Consider the following 14,143-nt stretch of genomic DNA (forward strand, 5'->3'; position numbering starts at 1 on the left):
CACTTATGGCCAACAATTTGGGACGTGTTGTCGTGGTCGGTGGCGGATTCGCCGGACTGAACGCGACGACCCAGCTGACACAGGCAGGCTTCCACGTCACCCTCGTGGATCGCCACCCCTACTCCACCTTCCAGCCTTTGCTGTACCAGGTGGCCACTGGTGGTTTGAACCCGGGCGACATCACGTATGCGCTGCGCCGCTTCGTCAGCAATCAGAAGAACCACCTCGCCACGTTCCGGCGGGGCACCGTGACCGGCATCGACACCGAGAACAAGCTGGTCAACGTCAGCCGTGGTGAAGACATCCCCTACGACTACGTCGTGCTCGCGCAGGGTGTCGGCGCCGGCTACTTCGGCATCGAGGGTGCCGAGACCTACAGCCGCTCGATCTACACCCGCGCCGCGGCCCTCGAGGTGCGCGACATCATCTACTCCGGCCTGGAGTTCCTCGCGTCGGGCGCTGACCCCGACAAGCGCTTCACCGTGGTGGTCGTCGGCGGCGGTGCCACCGGCGTCGAGATGGCCGGCACGCTGGCCGAGGTGAAGTCCGAGGGCCTGCCGGTGCTCTACCCCGAACTGAACGTGGACGCGTTCCGTGTCGTTCTCGTCGAGATGGGTGACGCGCTGCTGGCGCCCTTCGAGCCGCACCTGCGCGACTACACCCTGGACGAACTGCGCAAGCGTGGCGTCGATGTGCGGCTCAACACCGCCATCGACAAGGTCGAGGCCGACCGCGTCGACTTCAAGGGCGGCGGCAGCATGGACGTCGACCTGGTCATCTGGGCCGCAGGTGTGGCCGCCCACAAGCCGGTCGCCGACTGGGGTATGCCCCAGGGTCGCGGCGGGCGCATCCTGGTGAACGAAGACCTGCGCGTGCAGGGCCACGACGACATCTTCGCCGTCGGTGACGGCGCGCTCATCGAGACCAACCGACTGGCACAGCAGGCCCAGCCCGCCATCCAGATGGGTGCGCACGCTGCGGACATGATCGCCCGCCTGCAGCGGGGCGAGCCCACCACGTCGTTCGTCTATGACGACAAGGGCTTCATGGCCACCATCGGACGCAACGCCGCCGTGGCGCAGACCACCAAGATGGGCCCGGTGCCGGCCATGAACATGGACGGCTTCATCGGCTGGCTGCTGTGGGTCGTCGTGCACCTGCGCAGCCTGCTGGGCGGGCGCAACCGCATCCAGGCCATGATCAACATGGGCTTCCGGTACATGAGCTGGCCCAAGTCGGCCACGGGAATCCTGGGCGACATCACCGAATCGCCGGCGATGCAGGCCCTCAACAGCGGAGTCAAGGCCGAGACCATCGACGAGGCCGACGCCAGCTGAGTTGCCCGACGCCCTGCGACATGAAGCTGCCCTCGAGTGATCGGGGGCAGCTTCTGTTTTGCGGGCGGGTGCTGGTGGGGGCCGGGCTCGTCCGTGGGGTGGGGGACGAGGCAGGACGAGCGCCTTGGGTCGCTGGCGGGGCTGGCAGGGGTGGTCCGGAGTTGCGGTTGTGGCGCTGGTGTCGCTTGTGCAGCTGGTGTGGGGTGTTCGGGCTGCGGTTCTGGCACTGGTGTCAGTTGTGCAGGTGTGGGGCTCGTCCGTGGGGTGGGGGACGAGGCGGGGCGAGCGTCTTGGGCAGCTGGCGGGCTGACTGGGGGTGGGCCGAAGTTGCGGTTGTGGCGTTGGTGTCAGTTGTGCAGGTGTGGGGCTCGTCCGTGGGGTCGGGACGAGGCAGGACGAGCGTCTTGGGGTCGCTGGCGGGCTGACTGGGGTGGTCCGGAGTTGCGGTTGTGGCGCTGGTGTCAGTTGTGCAGCTGGTACGGGGTGTTCGGGCTGCGGAATTGGCGCTGGTGTCAGTTGTGCAGGTCTGGTCGTCCATCGGGTGGGGGACCAGGCGGGGCGAGCGTCTTGGGGCAGCTGGCGGGCTGACTGGGGGTGCTCCGGAGTTGCGGTTGTGGCGCTGGTGTCGGTTGTGCAGGTCTGGGGTCGTCCGTGGGGTGGGGACGAGGCGGGGCGAGCGTCTTGGGGTCGCTGGCGGGCTGACTGGGGTGGGCCGAAGTTGCAGTTGTGGCGCTGGTGTCAGTTGTGCGGCCGGTTCGGGGTGTTCGGGCTGCGGTTCTGGCACTGGTGTCAGTTGTGCAGGTGTGGGGTCGTCCGTGGGGTGGGGACGAGGCAGGACGAGCGCCTTGGGGCCGCTGGCGCCGCCCCCGCGGATGCGTGAACAAAGCTGCCCTCGAATCACCGAGGGCAGCTTTGTCGTTCAGGGAAGCGCTGGTCAGGACTGGGGCTGGCCGGGCTGGCCCTGCGCCTGGCCCTGGTAAGGCTGCGCCTGGCCCTGGTAGGGCTGTTGCTGGCCGTCGAGGGGCTGCTGGTAGGGCTGCTGCGGATACGGCTGCTGCGGCACCCACTGCGCCGGCGACTGACTCGCGGCCTTGTTCTTGCCGTGCCGCACGAGCGTCTGGACGATCAGCACCACCCCGAAGATCGGGATGACATAGAACAGCCGGCCCGTGAACCACCACAGCAGGGCTGGACCCACGATCATCAGCACACCCAGCCCCAGGCCGCCCACGAGGCTGTTGCGCAGCCCGCCCTTCGGCTGCTCAGCAGCGGGCTGGTATGCCTGCTGCGGCTGCGCCGGGTATTGCTGCGCCTGCGGCGGCATCCAGGGCTGGTGCTGGGCCTCAGGCGACCCGGGTGCCGACCACTGCGACTGCGGCGACTGGCCGTACTGCTGCGACTGCGGCGACTGGCCGTACTGCGGCGACTGGCCGTGCTGGGGCGACTGCGGGTGCTGCTGGGTCATGGCGATCCTCACGACGTGGACGTTCACGCCATGATAAGAGCGCACAGGGTCCGGGGCCCGGGCCGTCCAGTGCCTCGTCCTGGACGAAAAAACCCGCCTCGGATGCGAGGCGGGTGGTGGTGGCCAGGGCCGGGTTCGAACCGGCGACCTTTCACTTTTCAGGCGAACGCTGCTACCAACTGAGCTACCTGGCCAGACACAAAAGCGGTGATTCATCATCACCGCTTCAGCGACCCCGACGGGACTCGAACCCGCGACCTCCGCCGTGACAGGGCGGCGCGCTAACCAACTGCGCTACGGGGCCTTACGGCCCTCAGGCTTGCTGCCCCGTGGTGGGGCAGCTTGAGGAACTCTACCGGGTTGGTCCGCGATTGTGAAATCGGGCTCCCGGCGGCTCCCACCATGCGAGATCAGGTGCCCTGGGGCGCCTTTTCACGCGTGGTGTGAACGTATCCCCAACGGGATTCGAACCCGCGCTGCCGCCTTGAAAGGGCGGTGTCCTAGGCCGCTAGACGATGGGGACCAGACTGCAGAAGCATAGTGGACGCCTGCGCCCGACCCCAAAACGAGGGTCGGGCGCAGGCATCAGGTGGGATCGGGGGAGTCGATCACAGGCCCGTCGATCACAGGCCCGTCGATCACAGGCCCGTCGTGGTCACGTGCACGTGGTCCTTGTGGTTGGCCGTGTCCGAACCGCGGTTCGACATGGCCCGCCAGCCTTCGCCGTCGCGCGAGATGTTCCAGATCTTCTGGTCGAAGATCAGGTACTGCACGCCCAGTGTGCGGGCGTTGGCGCGCAGGTAGTTCGCGATCTCCCAGCCCTTGGCCTGGCTGGCCGAGCTGCGGTAGTTCGGCAGCATGATGTCGACCGCATGTCCGCTGGGGTGGTCGGGGATGGGGTCGGGGCGCACGCCATAGAACGTGGTCATGCCGAAGCGCGAGGCGATGACATTGACGATGTTGCGGGCCTTCGGCTCCAGGCCCGACAGCCCGACCGAGCCGTTCAGGTTGATGGGGCCCGTGGTGCCGCCGCCCGAGCCGCCGCCCGTGCCGCCCTGGGTCTTCGACAGGTACGTCGCCGAGACCCAGCGCGAGGCACCGTTGTAGTTGATCTGGGCGAAACCGTTGCGCACGGTGCCGGTGACCCGCACGGCCCCGCCCTGGGCAACGGTGCCGACGATCGAGTAACTCGTGCCCGGCCCGGAGCGCACGTTCACCGCCTCGGTGGCGTACTGGGTGCCGATCTCTTGCGGCAACTGCTCCGGCTGGGCGCCGGTGTTCGTGTTCACCCCGGTCAGGTAGGCCGAGGTGACCCAGGTGCGGTTTCCGCGCCACACGACCTCGGTGAGTGCCCCCTGCACCTCGCCGGTCACCGGCAGGATGGCGCCCTTGGGGATGTCGGTGTAGCCCGCGATGGGTCGTCCGGACGACTGGCGCACGGCCAGGTTGGCGGTCGCCCGCACCTCACCGGTCGTCCTGACCGCGGACGAACCACCGCCTGACGTGCCGGGGCTGGTGGCGGGCTTGGAGCTGGTGAGGTAGGTCGTCGAGACCCAGGCGCGGCCACCGCTGTACTCGATCTGGGCGAACTGGCCCGAGACGAGTCCGGTCGTCTTCACCTGGCTGCCCTTGCTGAGCATGCCCAGCTTCGAATAGCGGGTGCCCGGGCCGGAGCGCACGTTGAGGGGCTCGGTCGTCCAGCGGGTGGTGGCGGTGGTGGTGCGCGACACGGGTGTGTCGTCGATGCGACGGGCGCCGGCGAGGTAGTTGGCCGAGATCCAGGCGGTGCGGTCGCCGAACTTCACCGGCACCCACCCCGTGTTCATGGGGCCGGTCTGGGTCAGCTGCTGTCCCTTGTACAGCACGCCCAGCACGCCGGCAGAGGTGCTCGGCGAGGTGCGGATGTTGACGGCGGTGACGGCGGTGACCTTGCCGTAGTTGGCAATGGCGGTCGGACTGAGGGCGATGCTGCCCACGGTCAGGGCCCCCGTGAGTGTCGCGGCGGCGACTCCCACGTGCAGACGACGGATCTTCTTCACAACAGCTCCCCGGTATGGGGGCCTTCCCGGGCCCCCTTGTGGATGGTCTGTCGGCTGACCGTCAGGCGTCTTCCCCGGGGTCGCCCCCACGCCAGGACGACGGGCAGCCGACGCGGGGAATCTAGGCCCGTGATGAATACCGCCTCAACCAGTGGCGAACAAGCGGGTGGTGCGCCGCGACAAAGAAGTACATGAATGACAGCTATGAAATTTCTTGGCTGTAATTCATGCTATGACGGGCAAGTAACTGGGCCTTGACAAGGGAATATGCCGAGATCCTCGGGGGGTGACAGCAGGGATGTCGAGCATGGTGGGCTGCGCCCAGCCGCCGATTCGTGACCAAATTCTCAGGAATGGTGCACACCTGAACCCTCACTTGACAGTTCAGGTTCGTCGGGGGTGGTTCAGGGTTCGCGGGGCGTCTGGTTCACTGCGGCGGCGCGACGACCACCGACTGGTCCAGCCCGGCCACCACGAGCAGCGCGCGCCCATAGATCGCATGCGGCAGGTAGCCGGACTGCAGGTCGCTGCGCGGCACCGGGGTGGCGCCGGTCTGCTCGGCGAGTTGGCGGCAGGTGTCCTCGTCGGCGGCCAGTGGCAGGCCCTGCAACAGTCCGCGCTGGGCGTTGATGTGCAGCACGTCGAGCACCTCGGTGTCGAAGCTCGGGGCCACCAGCACGATGGCGGTCTTCTGCTGGGCTGCTCGTTCAAGCGTGGGCAACACCTCGCGCAGGCTGCCGATGCCCTCGTGACAGACCATCACCAGCGGCCCCCGGACGATGGCGCGTTGGGGCTCGGCATTGGTGGCCAGGCGCTCGTCCGCGAGCACGGCAGGCAGAATGCGCGCGTCGTCCGTGGCGAGGTCGCGAGCCAGGGCGGCGGCCTCGTCCTCGGTCAGCGGACTGCGCCGGGGCAGTTCGTCCGGCGTGGGTTCGGGCACGTAGGTGGGGGTGGGCGCATCGGCCATGGCCTCGCCGCGGTCGGGGACGGCCGCGAGCGCCTCACGCGCGCGCCGCTCGGAGCGCCAGTCAGCCCAGGCAGCGATCAGCAGCAGGCCGATGCCGACCACGAGGATGCCGACCACACCGAGTGTGTCCATGGGATCAGCGTAGTGCGGGGCGGGTTGGGCTGGATGAGGTGCCCCCAGCGGGGCTCGAACCCGCGACCCAAGGATTAAAAGTCCCTTGCTCTGCCAACTGAGCTATGGGGGCCCAGCCATGATAGCGGTGCGGGCTTGGTCGGCGCTGCACGCTTGCGTCCAGCAGGCGGCGCGGGTGCTGCACGTCGACCCCGATGCTGCCGTGTTGGGGCCCGACCCCTTAGGCTGGCTGCGTGCGTACTCCACGTGACATCGAATGCTGGCTGACCGACATGGACGGTGTGCTCGTCCACGAGAACAACGCCCTGCCCGGAGCCAATGAGCTGCTGAACCGATGGGTTGACACCTCCCACCGGTTCCTCGTGTTGACCAACAACTCGATCTTCACCCCCCGCGACCTGTCAGCTCGTCTCGAGACCTCGGGCATCACCGTGCCCGAAGAGAACCTCTGGACCTCGGCGATGGCCACTGCTGACTTCCTGGTGAACCAGCAGCCCGGTGCGAAGCTGTCGGTGATCGGCGAGGCAGGCCTGACGACGGCGCTGCACGCGGCGGGCTTCATCATGACCGACCGCGACCCCGACTACGTGGTGCTGGGCGAGACCCGCACCTATTCGTTCGAGGCGATCACCAATGCGATCCGCCACGTGGCTGCCGGTGCGAAGTTCATCATCACCAACCCGGACGCCACCGGCCCCAGCGCCGACGGCCCGCTGCCGGCCACCGGTTCGGTCGCGGCCATGATCACCGCCGCCACCGGGCGTCGTCCGTACGTGATCGGCAAGCCGAACCCGATGATGTTCCGGTCGGCGCTGAACAAGATCGAGGCCCATTCCGAGACGACGGCCATGATCGGCGACCGCATGGACACCGACATCATCGCCGGCATGGAGGCGGGCCTGTTCACGATTCTCGTGCTCACGGGCATCACCAAGCGTGAAGACCTCGACCGGTACCCGTACCGGCCGTCGCTGGTGCTCGAGTCCGTGGACGAGCTGAACTCGCTGATCTGATCCAGGGACGGTGCCCGGCGGGCTTGTGGGTGATCCGGGCTTGTGGGGTCGGCCGGGACGACCCCGTACCAGACAAAGTTGCGCTGGTGCGAGTTCTTCGGCCGGCCAGCCCCGAACAACCAGACAAAGTTGCACGGGGGCGAGTTCTTCGGCCCGATCAGCCCCGACCAGCCACCGAGTGGCCCGCTGGGGCCCCAACCCCGTCCGCAGCCACCCGGTGCGGCGCCATCAACAGCGCCCCCACCAGGCCGACCACCGCAGCGGCCACCGGAAACCACATCGATTCCGACATCGCCTTCGTGAAGGGTGCCGCGATGACCGCGGGCACGCGTCCGACCCCGGCGCCATGTCCGTCGCCAGCCCCGGCGCCCGCACCGGTCAGGTTCACCGCCAACCGCGACTGCATCACCGCGGCGATCGAGGCCGACCCCAGCACCGCGCCCAGCTGGCGCGTGCTGTTGTAGACCCCCGACCCGGCACCTGCCCAGTGCGGTGGCAGGTTGCGGGTGGCCGAGACTGACAACGGCCCCCAGATGCCACCCATGGCCAGCCCCACCAGGCCATAGGGCACCAGCAGCCACAACACGGGCATCCCGGGGCGCATCAGCGCCGAGTGCAACACCAGCGCCGCCGCCAGCAGCACGAAACCCGCCACCGCAATCGGGCGCGGGTCGCGCTTGTCGATGAGCCTGCCCACGACCGGCGCCAGGCCGCCCGAGATCAGCGCCATGGGCACCGTCAACAAGGCTGCCTGGGTCGGCGCGAGCCCGCGCACGTTCTGCACGTACAACAGCAGCGGGAACACCATGGCCGTGATCATCGCCCCCATGGCCGCCGCCGAGACGTTAGCCATGGCGAAGTTGCGGTCGCCGAACAGCTGCAGCGGCAGCAGCGGTTCACCCTTCTGCGCCGCCTGCCACACCACGAACGCGACCATCACCACCACGCCGGTGATGATCAGCCCCCACACCGAGAACGGGCCCCAGATGTGGCCCCAGGCATAGGTCTGACCCTCTTCGATGCCGAAGACGATGCAGAACAACCCCACGGCGCTCAGCACCACACCGAGCCAGTCGAAGCGGTGGGCGTGCTTCTCGAGCGCCGGCACGTTGCGCACCACCATGATGAACCCGACCACACCGACGGGGGCATTGACGAAGAAGATCCACTCCCAGCCCAGGCCATCGATGAGCACACCACCCAGCAGCGGGCCGGCGAGCGTGGCCACGCCTGCCGTTGCACCCCAAACGCCCATGGCGGCGCCACGTCGCTGCGGCGGGAACAGCCGGGTGATGATCGCCATCGTCTGTGGGGTCAGCAGCGCGGCGCCGAAGCCCTGCACCACCCGGGCCACGATCAATGCTTCGATCGACCAGGCCAGTCCACAGGCCACTGAGGCCAGCGTGAAGATCGTCAACCCCACCAGATAGATGGTCTTCGGCCCGAACCTGTCACCGAGCCGTCCGGTGATCAGCAGCGGCACCGCATAGGCCAACAGGTAGGCGCTGGTCACCCAGACCACCTCGCCCACGTCGGCCTCGAACGCCTGCATCAGCGTGGGTGTGGCGATCGAGACGATGGTCGAGTCGACCAGCATCATGAAGAACCCGAACAGCAGCGACCACAGCGCCAGCCATGCCTGCCGCGATTCGCGGGCAGCGGGTTCGCCCGCTAATGACTCAGCCACGTGGGCTTCAACTCCGGTCGGGGGTCATGTGATTCCCAGTCGCGCCACCAGGTCTGCGCGTCGTCGGGCAGCCGGGACGAATCCAGCAGGCTCAAGTGGTCGCGGATGGTGAACTTCAGCCTCGCCAGGTCGAGCAGCAGTTCTTCATCGTCCGGCGTGGCCAGCACCCGCTCTTCGAGCAGGCGGGCCTTCAGCCGAAGCTCGATCAACTGCCGGTGCTGCGTCTCTTCACGGCGCCCCAGGCCCAGGTGCGCCTCGGCGGCACGCAACCAGCCGTAGTCGCGGTTGATGCGGGTCAGCCCACAGTCGACGGTGGTGGCGTCGTGCACGAACAGGTCGGGCTCGATCACCATCGCCCCGCCACCCCGGGCGAGCGCGACCTCATCGCGTTCGGCCTCGTCGGTGAGGATCTCGACCGAGCGCAGCACGATGCTCAGCATCGACTTGCTGGCGAATGAACCCACCGGTGGATGCTGCACGGGTGCCGAGACGACCACATAGCAGTCGTCCACTTCGAGTGGGCCCATGGCCATCTCGGCGGGTGTTGCCTCACGGGTGCCGCCGTCGACGTACCAGTCGTCGCCAATCTGCACGGGTGGGAACACCGCGGGGATCGAGCACGAGGCCAGCGCACCCAGTGACAGGTCCACCACCGGCGCCGCGGCCACCGGCTGGTTGGTGCGGTCGACCAACTCGCCCTTCTCGGTCATGTAGCGCAGCTCGCCCGACTCCAGCCCGACCATCGAGATGCGCACCACCACGCCGCTGGTCGCCACCCGGGCCGAGCTGAAGAACTCCTCGTCCAGCAACCGCAACAGGATCGCGCCCGGGTAGAACATCGACCTGGAGGCATCGGCCCCGCGCAGGATCATCGAGATGTCACCGCCCGCAGTGCGCAGTCGGGGCAGCAGCGACATCAGCGGCAACACCTGCGCCGCCGTGAGGCTCGACTTCGTGAGCGTGGGTTCGGTCGTGGCCAACTGCAATGTCCTTGCCTGCCCCGTGAGCTCTTCAGCTTCGGCGACCTCGTCGTCCGTGATCGGTTCGGGCACGTCCGGTGACGTGGGACGCACGCCGCGATCCAGGGCGGCGCCCCATTCGGCGCCGCGTTCCTGCAGCCGCTGGAACCACGGGCGGGGGGCGAACATCTGGTCCTGCCGGGTCATCGACAACCACAGGTCCTCGATCCGGCCGAGGGCAGCCACCTGCTCGTCACGGTCGAGGTATTGCGAGAGCATCGCGGTCAGGATCGAACCGGCCGACGTGCCGACCATCGTCGTGGGATGAATGCCCGCACGGTCGTACAGGTAGCGCAGGGCACCAATCTGGAAACTCGCGCGGGCACCCCCGCCGCTGAGCACCAGTCCCTGTCGTCGCTCGTCCTTCGGTGCGGTGTTGCCCCAGGCCAGTTTGGGCAGTCCCGTCCACAGTCGCGCCATGGCGTCAGCCTAACGGGCACGGGCAAGGGGCACCTGCCTTGGTGTCCGTGGTGCGCTTTGAGACAATTGGCACGTGAGCCAGACCACAGCACCCATCATCGAAGCCACCACCAGCCGGCATCCGCAACCAACAGACCTGCGCAAATTCGCATGGTTGTCGATTGCTGCGGCGCTGGTCACCATCGCGCTCAAGACGATTGCGTGGCAGGTGACGGGGTCGGTGGGTCTGCTGTCGGACGCCGCAGAATCGCTGGTCAACCTGGTCGCGGCGATCGTCGCCCTGGTGGCGCTCACGGTCGCGATGCGGCCACCGGACAAGAACCACCACTTCGGCCATTCCAAGGCCGAATACTTCTCGGCCGGTGTCGAGGGAGTCATGATTTTTGTGGCCGCCGCCGTCATCATGGTCAGTGCCACCGAGCGCTTCCTGAACCCCCAGCCACTGGAACAGGTCGGGATCGGCCTGCTCGTCTCGGTGGCGGCCTCGCTCGTGAATGGCGCGGTGGCGTTCGTGCTGATCCGGGCCGGGCGCAAGCACCGGTCGATGACCCTGGTCGCCGACGGCAAGCACCTGTGGACCGACGTCGTCACCTCGGCCGGTGTGCTGGTCGGCGTCGGCCTGGTCTGGCTCACCAAGTGGGACCGGCTCGACGCCATCGTCGCCTTCGCCGTCGGCGTGAACATCCTGTTCACCGGGTGGAAGCTGATCGCCGAGTCGACCGCCGGGCTGATGGACGTCTCGTTGCCGAAGCAGGACAACCAGATGCTTCGGGCCGTGCTCGAGAACTTCTCGAGCGAGGAAATCATCTTCCACGCCTACCGTTCGCGTGAGTCGGGACACCGCCGCTTCATGGAATGCCACATGCTCGTCCCCGGCACCTGGACGGTGCAGCAGGGCCACGACGCGATCGAGGACGTCACCGAGGCCCTGCGCCAGGTCATGCCCGAACTGCGCGTGCTGATCCACCTCGAACCGATCGAGGACCCGCGCAGCTATGAGGACATCGAGGTCTAGTCAAGGGAGGGGTCTAGTCGAGCGGGCGGATCGGCCCGCCCGGACGGGTCACCAGCGTCGTCGCCAGCCCCGCCACCAGTGGGAATTCGACCAGGTAGCGCGCCAGCCAGTCCTCGGCGAACGCCTCGGCCTGGTCGCGCGTGACCAGCGCCCAGACACTGCCCCCGAACCCTGCACCGAACCCGGACGCCGCCAGCGCCCCCAGCTCACGGGCACTGCGGGCCAGGAACTCTGTCTGCGGCACCTGGTTGCCGAGCAATTCCGAGGCCGCCAGCTGTGACTCGTCCACGGCTCGGCCGAAGGCAGCCCAGTCGGCCGTAGCGAACGCCTCGACCGCGAACGGGATGACCTGTTCGGACTCGACCACGAAGGCCTCGAGCCGACGGGTCAGCTCGGGTGAATCGAGCAGCAGGCGTCGGGCCCGGTCGAGGGGGGCGTCTGCGTCGACGTCGGAGTGCAGTGCCTGTGCCAGCGTGGTGACGGTGGGCAGGTCGGGCTCGTCGTTCCAGCGTCGGACGATCTCGGTGACGGCCAGGGCGGCGCGGTTGTAGAGGTCGCGCGCGGCACCGGTCTTTTCGGCGGTCACGCCGCTGACCGCGACCACGAAGGCCAGGTCATCGGCGAACGGCAGCGTGCGCTCATGGGTGATCGGGCCGAAGCTGAACAGGCCGAGGCTGTCGGGGGTGGCGCAGGTCATCGCGGTGTGGTCTTCGGACCCACCGAACGTGCCCACCCCACGCCGGCCCGTGAGCTCGCCGAAGTTCATGCCGTTCTCGAAACAGGCCAGGTAACCGGCCAGGTCGACGGGGGAGTGGATGTGGGAACGCCAGCGCTGCGTCTCGGTGAACCCGTTGTACTCGGCCAGCGACACGGCCAGCGCGACGACGAGCGCCGAACTACTGCTCATGCCGCTGGCCAGGGGCAGGTTCGAGTCGACGGTGATGGCCACGGGCGCGAGGGTGCCGAAGTTCTCGGTGAGCCGGTCGACCACGGTCTGCACGTAGTTGCCCCAGTGGCCCTCTGGCGGGGCGGACGATGAGTTTGTCCCCCCCGGGTTCGGCTCGATCGTCACCGCATCGGGCAGGGCCCCGCTGCGGGCGGTGATACCCCTGTCGGCAGGGGTGAGGTGCACGGCGACGCCCCGGTCGACGGCGGCCAGCAGTGAACGCCCGCCGGCGTAGTCGGTGTGCTTGCCCAGTACTTCGATGCGCCCCGGCGCGAACCACCCCAGCGGTGACGGCGCGGCTGCGGCGTCCTCGGTCACAGGTTGGGCTCCACGCCGGCGAGCATGGCGGTGACGGTGCCGATGTCGAGGCGGCTCGACAGGTCGAGCACGCCCGCCTTGACGGGGATCACCTGCACGGGTTCGCCTGCGGCGACGCTGTTGCGCACGGCATCGACGAGTTCGCGTTCGCCCCGGGCCGACGGCTCGACCTGACCGCAGGCCTCGACGATCGTGGGGGTGAGCAGCCAACAGTTCATCGACACCAGCGCGTGCGGGCCAAGTGCGGCGAGCGTCTGCTCGTCCGGCTTTTCGACGATGCCCGTCAACTGGTCGGACTCGTCGCGGGTGATCACCGCGAACGCCTTGATGCGTTCGGCCGAGATGTTCGACTGCGCGACCAGGGCCTCACGGTCGAAGCCCAGCGTGCCGGCCCCGGGAACGGTGCACAGCTGCTCGACGGCCAATGCCGGGTAGTGGTTGTCGGCATTGATCACCAGCACGCGGTCACCGTCGGCGAAGTCACGCGCGGCCCAGACGGCATTGGCGGTGCCGAGGGGCTCCTGCTGCACCGCATACCTGACCTTCACGCGGTGGGTGTCCAGCTGGTCGTAGTAGTCACGGATCAGCTGGTGTTCGGGCCCGATAACCAGGCACACCTCGTCATAGCCGGCCTCGGCGAGGTCGTTGATGACGTGGTCCAGGAACGGGCGTCCCACCGAAATCATCGACTTCACACCGGCGTCGGCGGCGGCCTGCTGATCGGTGTCAAGATCGACGCCGTCGGCGTGCGCTCGCATGCGCGTGCCGAGCCCGCGCGACATGATGATGGCCCGATGGGGACGGCCCCAGCCGCCATTGCCTGCACGATTCATGGCGAACATCCTAGTCAGGCGCGTAGCGGCCGGTCAGTCCTCGCGGTCGAACGTGACGTGTCGCTCAGCGTCCTCGACCGGTTCATCCGTCAACTCATCCTCGAGCAGGTCGTCCTCGGTCTCTTCGGCGAAGTTGGTCTGGAAGCCGTAGACGTGCTTCTCGGGCTCAACCCAGTCCTTGTGCTCGGACGATGGGACCTGCGCGGGTGGGGTGGGCGTCGGGGTCTCGTCGTCATCGGCCGGTACTTCGTCAGCGGGAGTCTCGTCAGCCGGGGTCTCGTTGCCGACGGCGGACACTTCATCGTCGGGTTCGGTGTCGTCGGGGGTGGTGGCGGCGGGGGTGGTGTCCTCCGCGGCCCGGACCGACTGGCCAGCGTACAGGTCGGCAGCGGTGGGAGCGGGCTCACCGGCGGCGGCATCAGCGCTGGCGATCTTGTCCGGCTCGTCCTCGGTGCCGTAGTAGGCCTGCAGGGCGTCCTCTTCGGCGACGGTCATCGGGGTGTCCGGGTCCTGGCGGGGCGCTTCCTTGATGAAGTCCTTGGTGAACGCGACGTGCAGTGCGCCACCCTCGAGTCGTGCGTCGACCAGCGGCACGAAGCTCTCCTTGAGGCCGAACAGCCCTGTGCGCACGGTCACCCACGACGGCTGGCCGGTCTGCTCGTCCAGGAACACCTGGCCGACGCCGCCAACCTTCTCGCCGTCGCTGTCGACCACCACGGCGTCGTAGTACTCATCCAGGTTGATGTCAGTCATGGCAAGAAAACTACTGGGCGCCCGGGGCACATCGGGCCGTTGTCACCGAATCGTGTCCGAGCGGGGTTGTGAGCCGACGCCTTGCACGCGCGCCGACACCCCGCAACCGGGTTCTCGTCCGCAGGGGCTGGTCACGCCGCAGATTGCCTGTCCACGGGAAGTCTGCCCCTCGGCGGGAACTTTGCCCTGCGGCGCCGCA

Annotated in this window: 11 protein-coding genes and 4 tRNA genes; 3 read left to right on the forward strand and 12 right to left on the reverse strand. The window is 68.0% G+C overall.

The genetic code is table 11. The features are described 5' to 3' along the window. The first annotated feature begins 5 nt into the window (after positions 1 to 5). The gene (locus ACQCX5_RS14755; RefSeq protein ID WP_434541947.1) at positions 6 to 1,337 is read left to right on the forward strand and encodes an NAD(P)/FAD-dependent oxidoreductase; all 1,332 of its coding nucleotides are present in this window, start codon (positions 6 to 8) and stop codon (positions 1,335 to 1,337) included. A 934-nt stretch (positions 1,338 to 2,271) separates the two neighbouring features. On the opposite strand, the gene ACQCX5_RS14760 is transcribed toward ACQCX5_RS14755, so the two are convergent. The 7 genes from ACQCX5_RS14760 to ACQCX5_RS14790 form a co-directional block, all read right to left on the reverse strand. Then, positions 2,272 to 2,829 carry a hypothetical protein gene (locus ACQCX5_RS14760; protein ID WP_434541948.1) on the reverse strand — a complete coding sequence of 186 codons (558 nt, stop codon included), beginning with the start codon at positions 2,827 to 2,829 and terminating at the stop codon, positions 2,272 to 2,274. A 90-nt stretch (positions 2,830 to 2,919) separates the two neighbouring features. Continuing rightward, a tRNA-Phe gene (locus ACQCX5_RS14765) sits at positions 2,920 to 2,996 on the reverse strand. 36 nt (positions 2,997 to 3,032) lie between these two features. Further along, positions 3,033 to 3,106, reverse strand: a tRNA-Asp gene (locus ACQCX5_RS14770). Between the two features lie 146 nt (positions 3,107 to 3,252). Next, positions 3,253 to 3,325: transfer RNA gene (locus tag ACQCX5_RS14775), tRNA-Glu, on the reverse strand. Between the two features lie 115 nt (positions 3,326 to 3,440). Beyond that, complete coding sequence (locus tag ACQCX5_RS14780; protein ID WP_434541949.1) at positions 3,441 to 4,841, reverse strand: SH3 domain-containing protein; 1,401 nt, start codon at positions 4,839 to 4,841, stop codon at positions 3,441 to 3,443. A 427-nt stretch (positions 4,842 to 5,268) separates the two neighbouring features. After that, positions 5,269 to 5,940 carry a hypothetical protein gene (locus tag ACQCX5_RS14785; RefSeq protein WP_434541950.1) on the reverse strand — a complete coding sequence of 224 codons (672 nt, stop codon included), beginning with the start codon at positions 5,938 to 5,940 and terminating at the stop codon, positions 5,269 to 5,271. A gap of 39 nt (positions 5,941 to 5,979) precedes the next feature. Further along, a tRNA-Lys gene (locus ACQCX5_RS14790) sits at positions 5,980 to 6,052 on the reverse strand. Positions 6,053 to 6,212: 160 nt separating this feature from the next. On the opposite strand from ACQCX5_RS14790, the gene ACQCX5_RS14795 reads away from it, so the two are divergent. Then, positions 6,213 to 6,953, forward strand: coding sequence for an HAD-IIA family hydrolase (locus ACQCX5_RS14795; RefSeq protein WP_434542203.1), 741 nt, complete (start codon positions 6,213 to 6,215; stop codon positions 6,951 to 6,953). Between the two features lie 157 nt (positions 6,954 to 7,110). Here ACQCX5_RS14795 and ACQCX5_RS14800 read toward each other — a convergent pair whose 3' ends face one another. Together ACQCX5_RS14800 and ACQCX5_RS14805 are read right to left on the reverse strand one after the other, a co-directional pair. Then, positions 7,111 to 8,640 carry a DHA2 family efflux MFS transporter permease subunit gene (locus ACQCX5_RS14800; protein ID WP_434541951.1) on the reverse strand — a complete coding sequence of 510 codons (1,530 nt, stop codon included), beginning with the start codon at positions 8,638 to 8,640 and terminating at the stop codon, positions 7,111 to 7,113. Next, a complete protein-coding gene (locus tag ACQCX5_RS14805) occupies positions 8,625 to 10,079 on the reverse strand; it encodes a patatin-like phospholipase family protein (protein WP_434541952.1) in 1,455 nt (484 codons plus the stop codon). The genes ACQCX5_RS14800 and ACQCX5_RS14805 overlap by 16 nt, the downstream gene beginning before the upstream one ends. A 73-nt stretch (positions 10,080 to 10,152) precedes the next feature. Between ACQCX5_RS14805 and ACQCX5_RS14810 the strand changes: the two genes are divergently transcribed. Then, on the forward strand, positions 10,153 to 11,094 hold the full coding sequence (locus ACQCX5_RS14810; RefSeq protein WP_434541953.1) for a cation diffusion facilitator family transporter: 942 nt from the start codon (positions 10,153 to 10,155) through the stop codon (positions 11,092 to 11,094). Positions 11,095 to 11,107: 13 nt separating this feature from the next. On the opposite strand, the gene ACQCX5_RS14815 is transcribed toward ACQCX5_RS14810, so the two are convergent. From ACQCX5_RS14815 to ACQCX5_RS14825, 3 genes are read right to left on the reverse strand one after another with little or no spacing between them, the layout of a single operon-like run. After that, a complete protein-coding gene (locus ACQCX5_RS14815) occupies positions 11,108 to 12,358 on the reverse strand; it encodes a GHMP family kinase ATP-binding protein (RefSeq protein ID WP_434541954.1) in 1,251 nt (416 codons plus the stop codon). Continuing rightward, positions 12,355 to 13,191 (reverse strand): nucleotidyltransferase family protein, encoded by an 837-nt coding sequence (locus tag ACQCX5_RS14820; RefSeq protein WP_434541955.1) that lies wholly within the window; start codon positions 13,189 to 13,191, stop codon positions 12,355 to 12,357. Before ACQCX5_RS14820 ends, ACQCX5_RS14815 begins: the two co-directional genes overlap by 4 nt. Positions 13,192 to 13,224: 33 nt before the next feature. Continuing rightward, the gene (locus ACQCX5_RS14825) at positions 13,225 to 13,944 is read right to left on the reverse strand and encodes a PRC-barrel domain-containing protein (protein WP_434541956.1); all 720 of its coding nucleotides are present in this window, start codon (positions 13,942 to 13,944) and stop codon (positions 13,225 to 13,227) included. Positions 13,945 to 14,143: the final 199 nt, after the last annotated feature.

The organism is Aestuariimicrobium sp. G57 (genome assembly GCF_050110855.1).
Classification (GTDB): Bacteria; Actinomycetota; Actinomycetes; order Propionibacteriales; family Propionibacteriaceae; genus Aestuariimicrobium.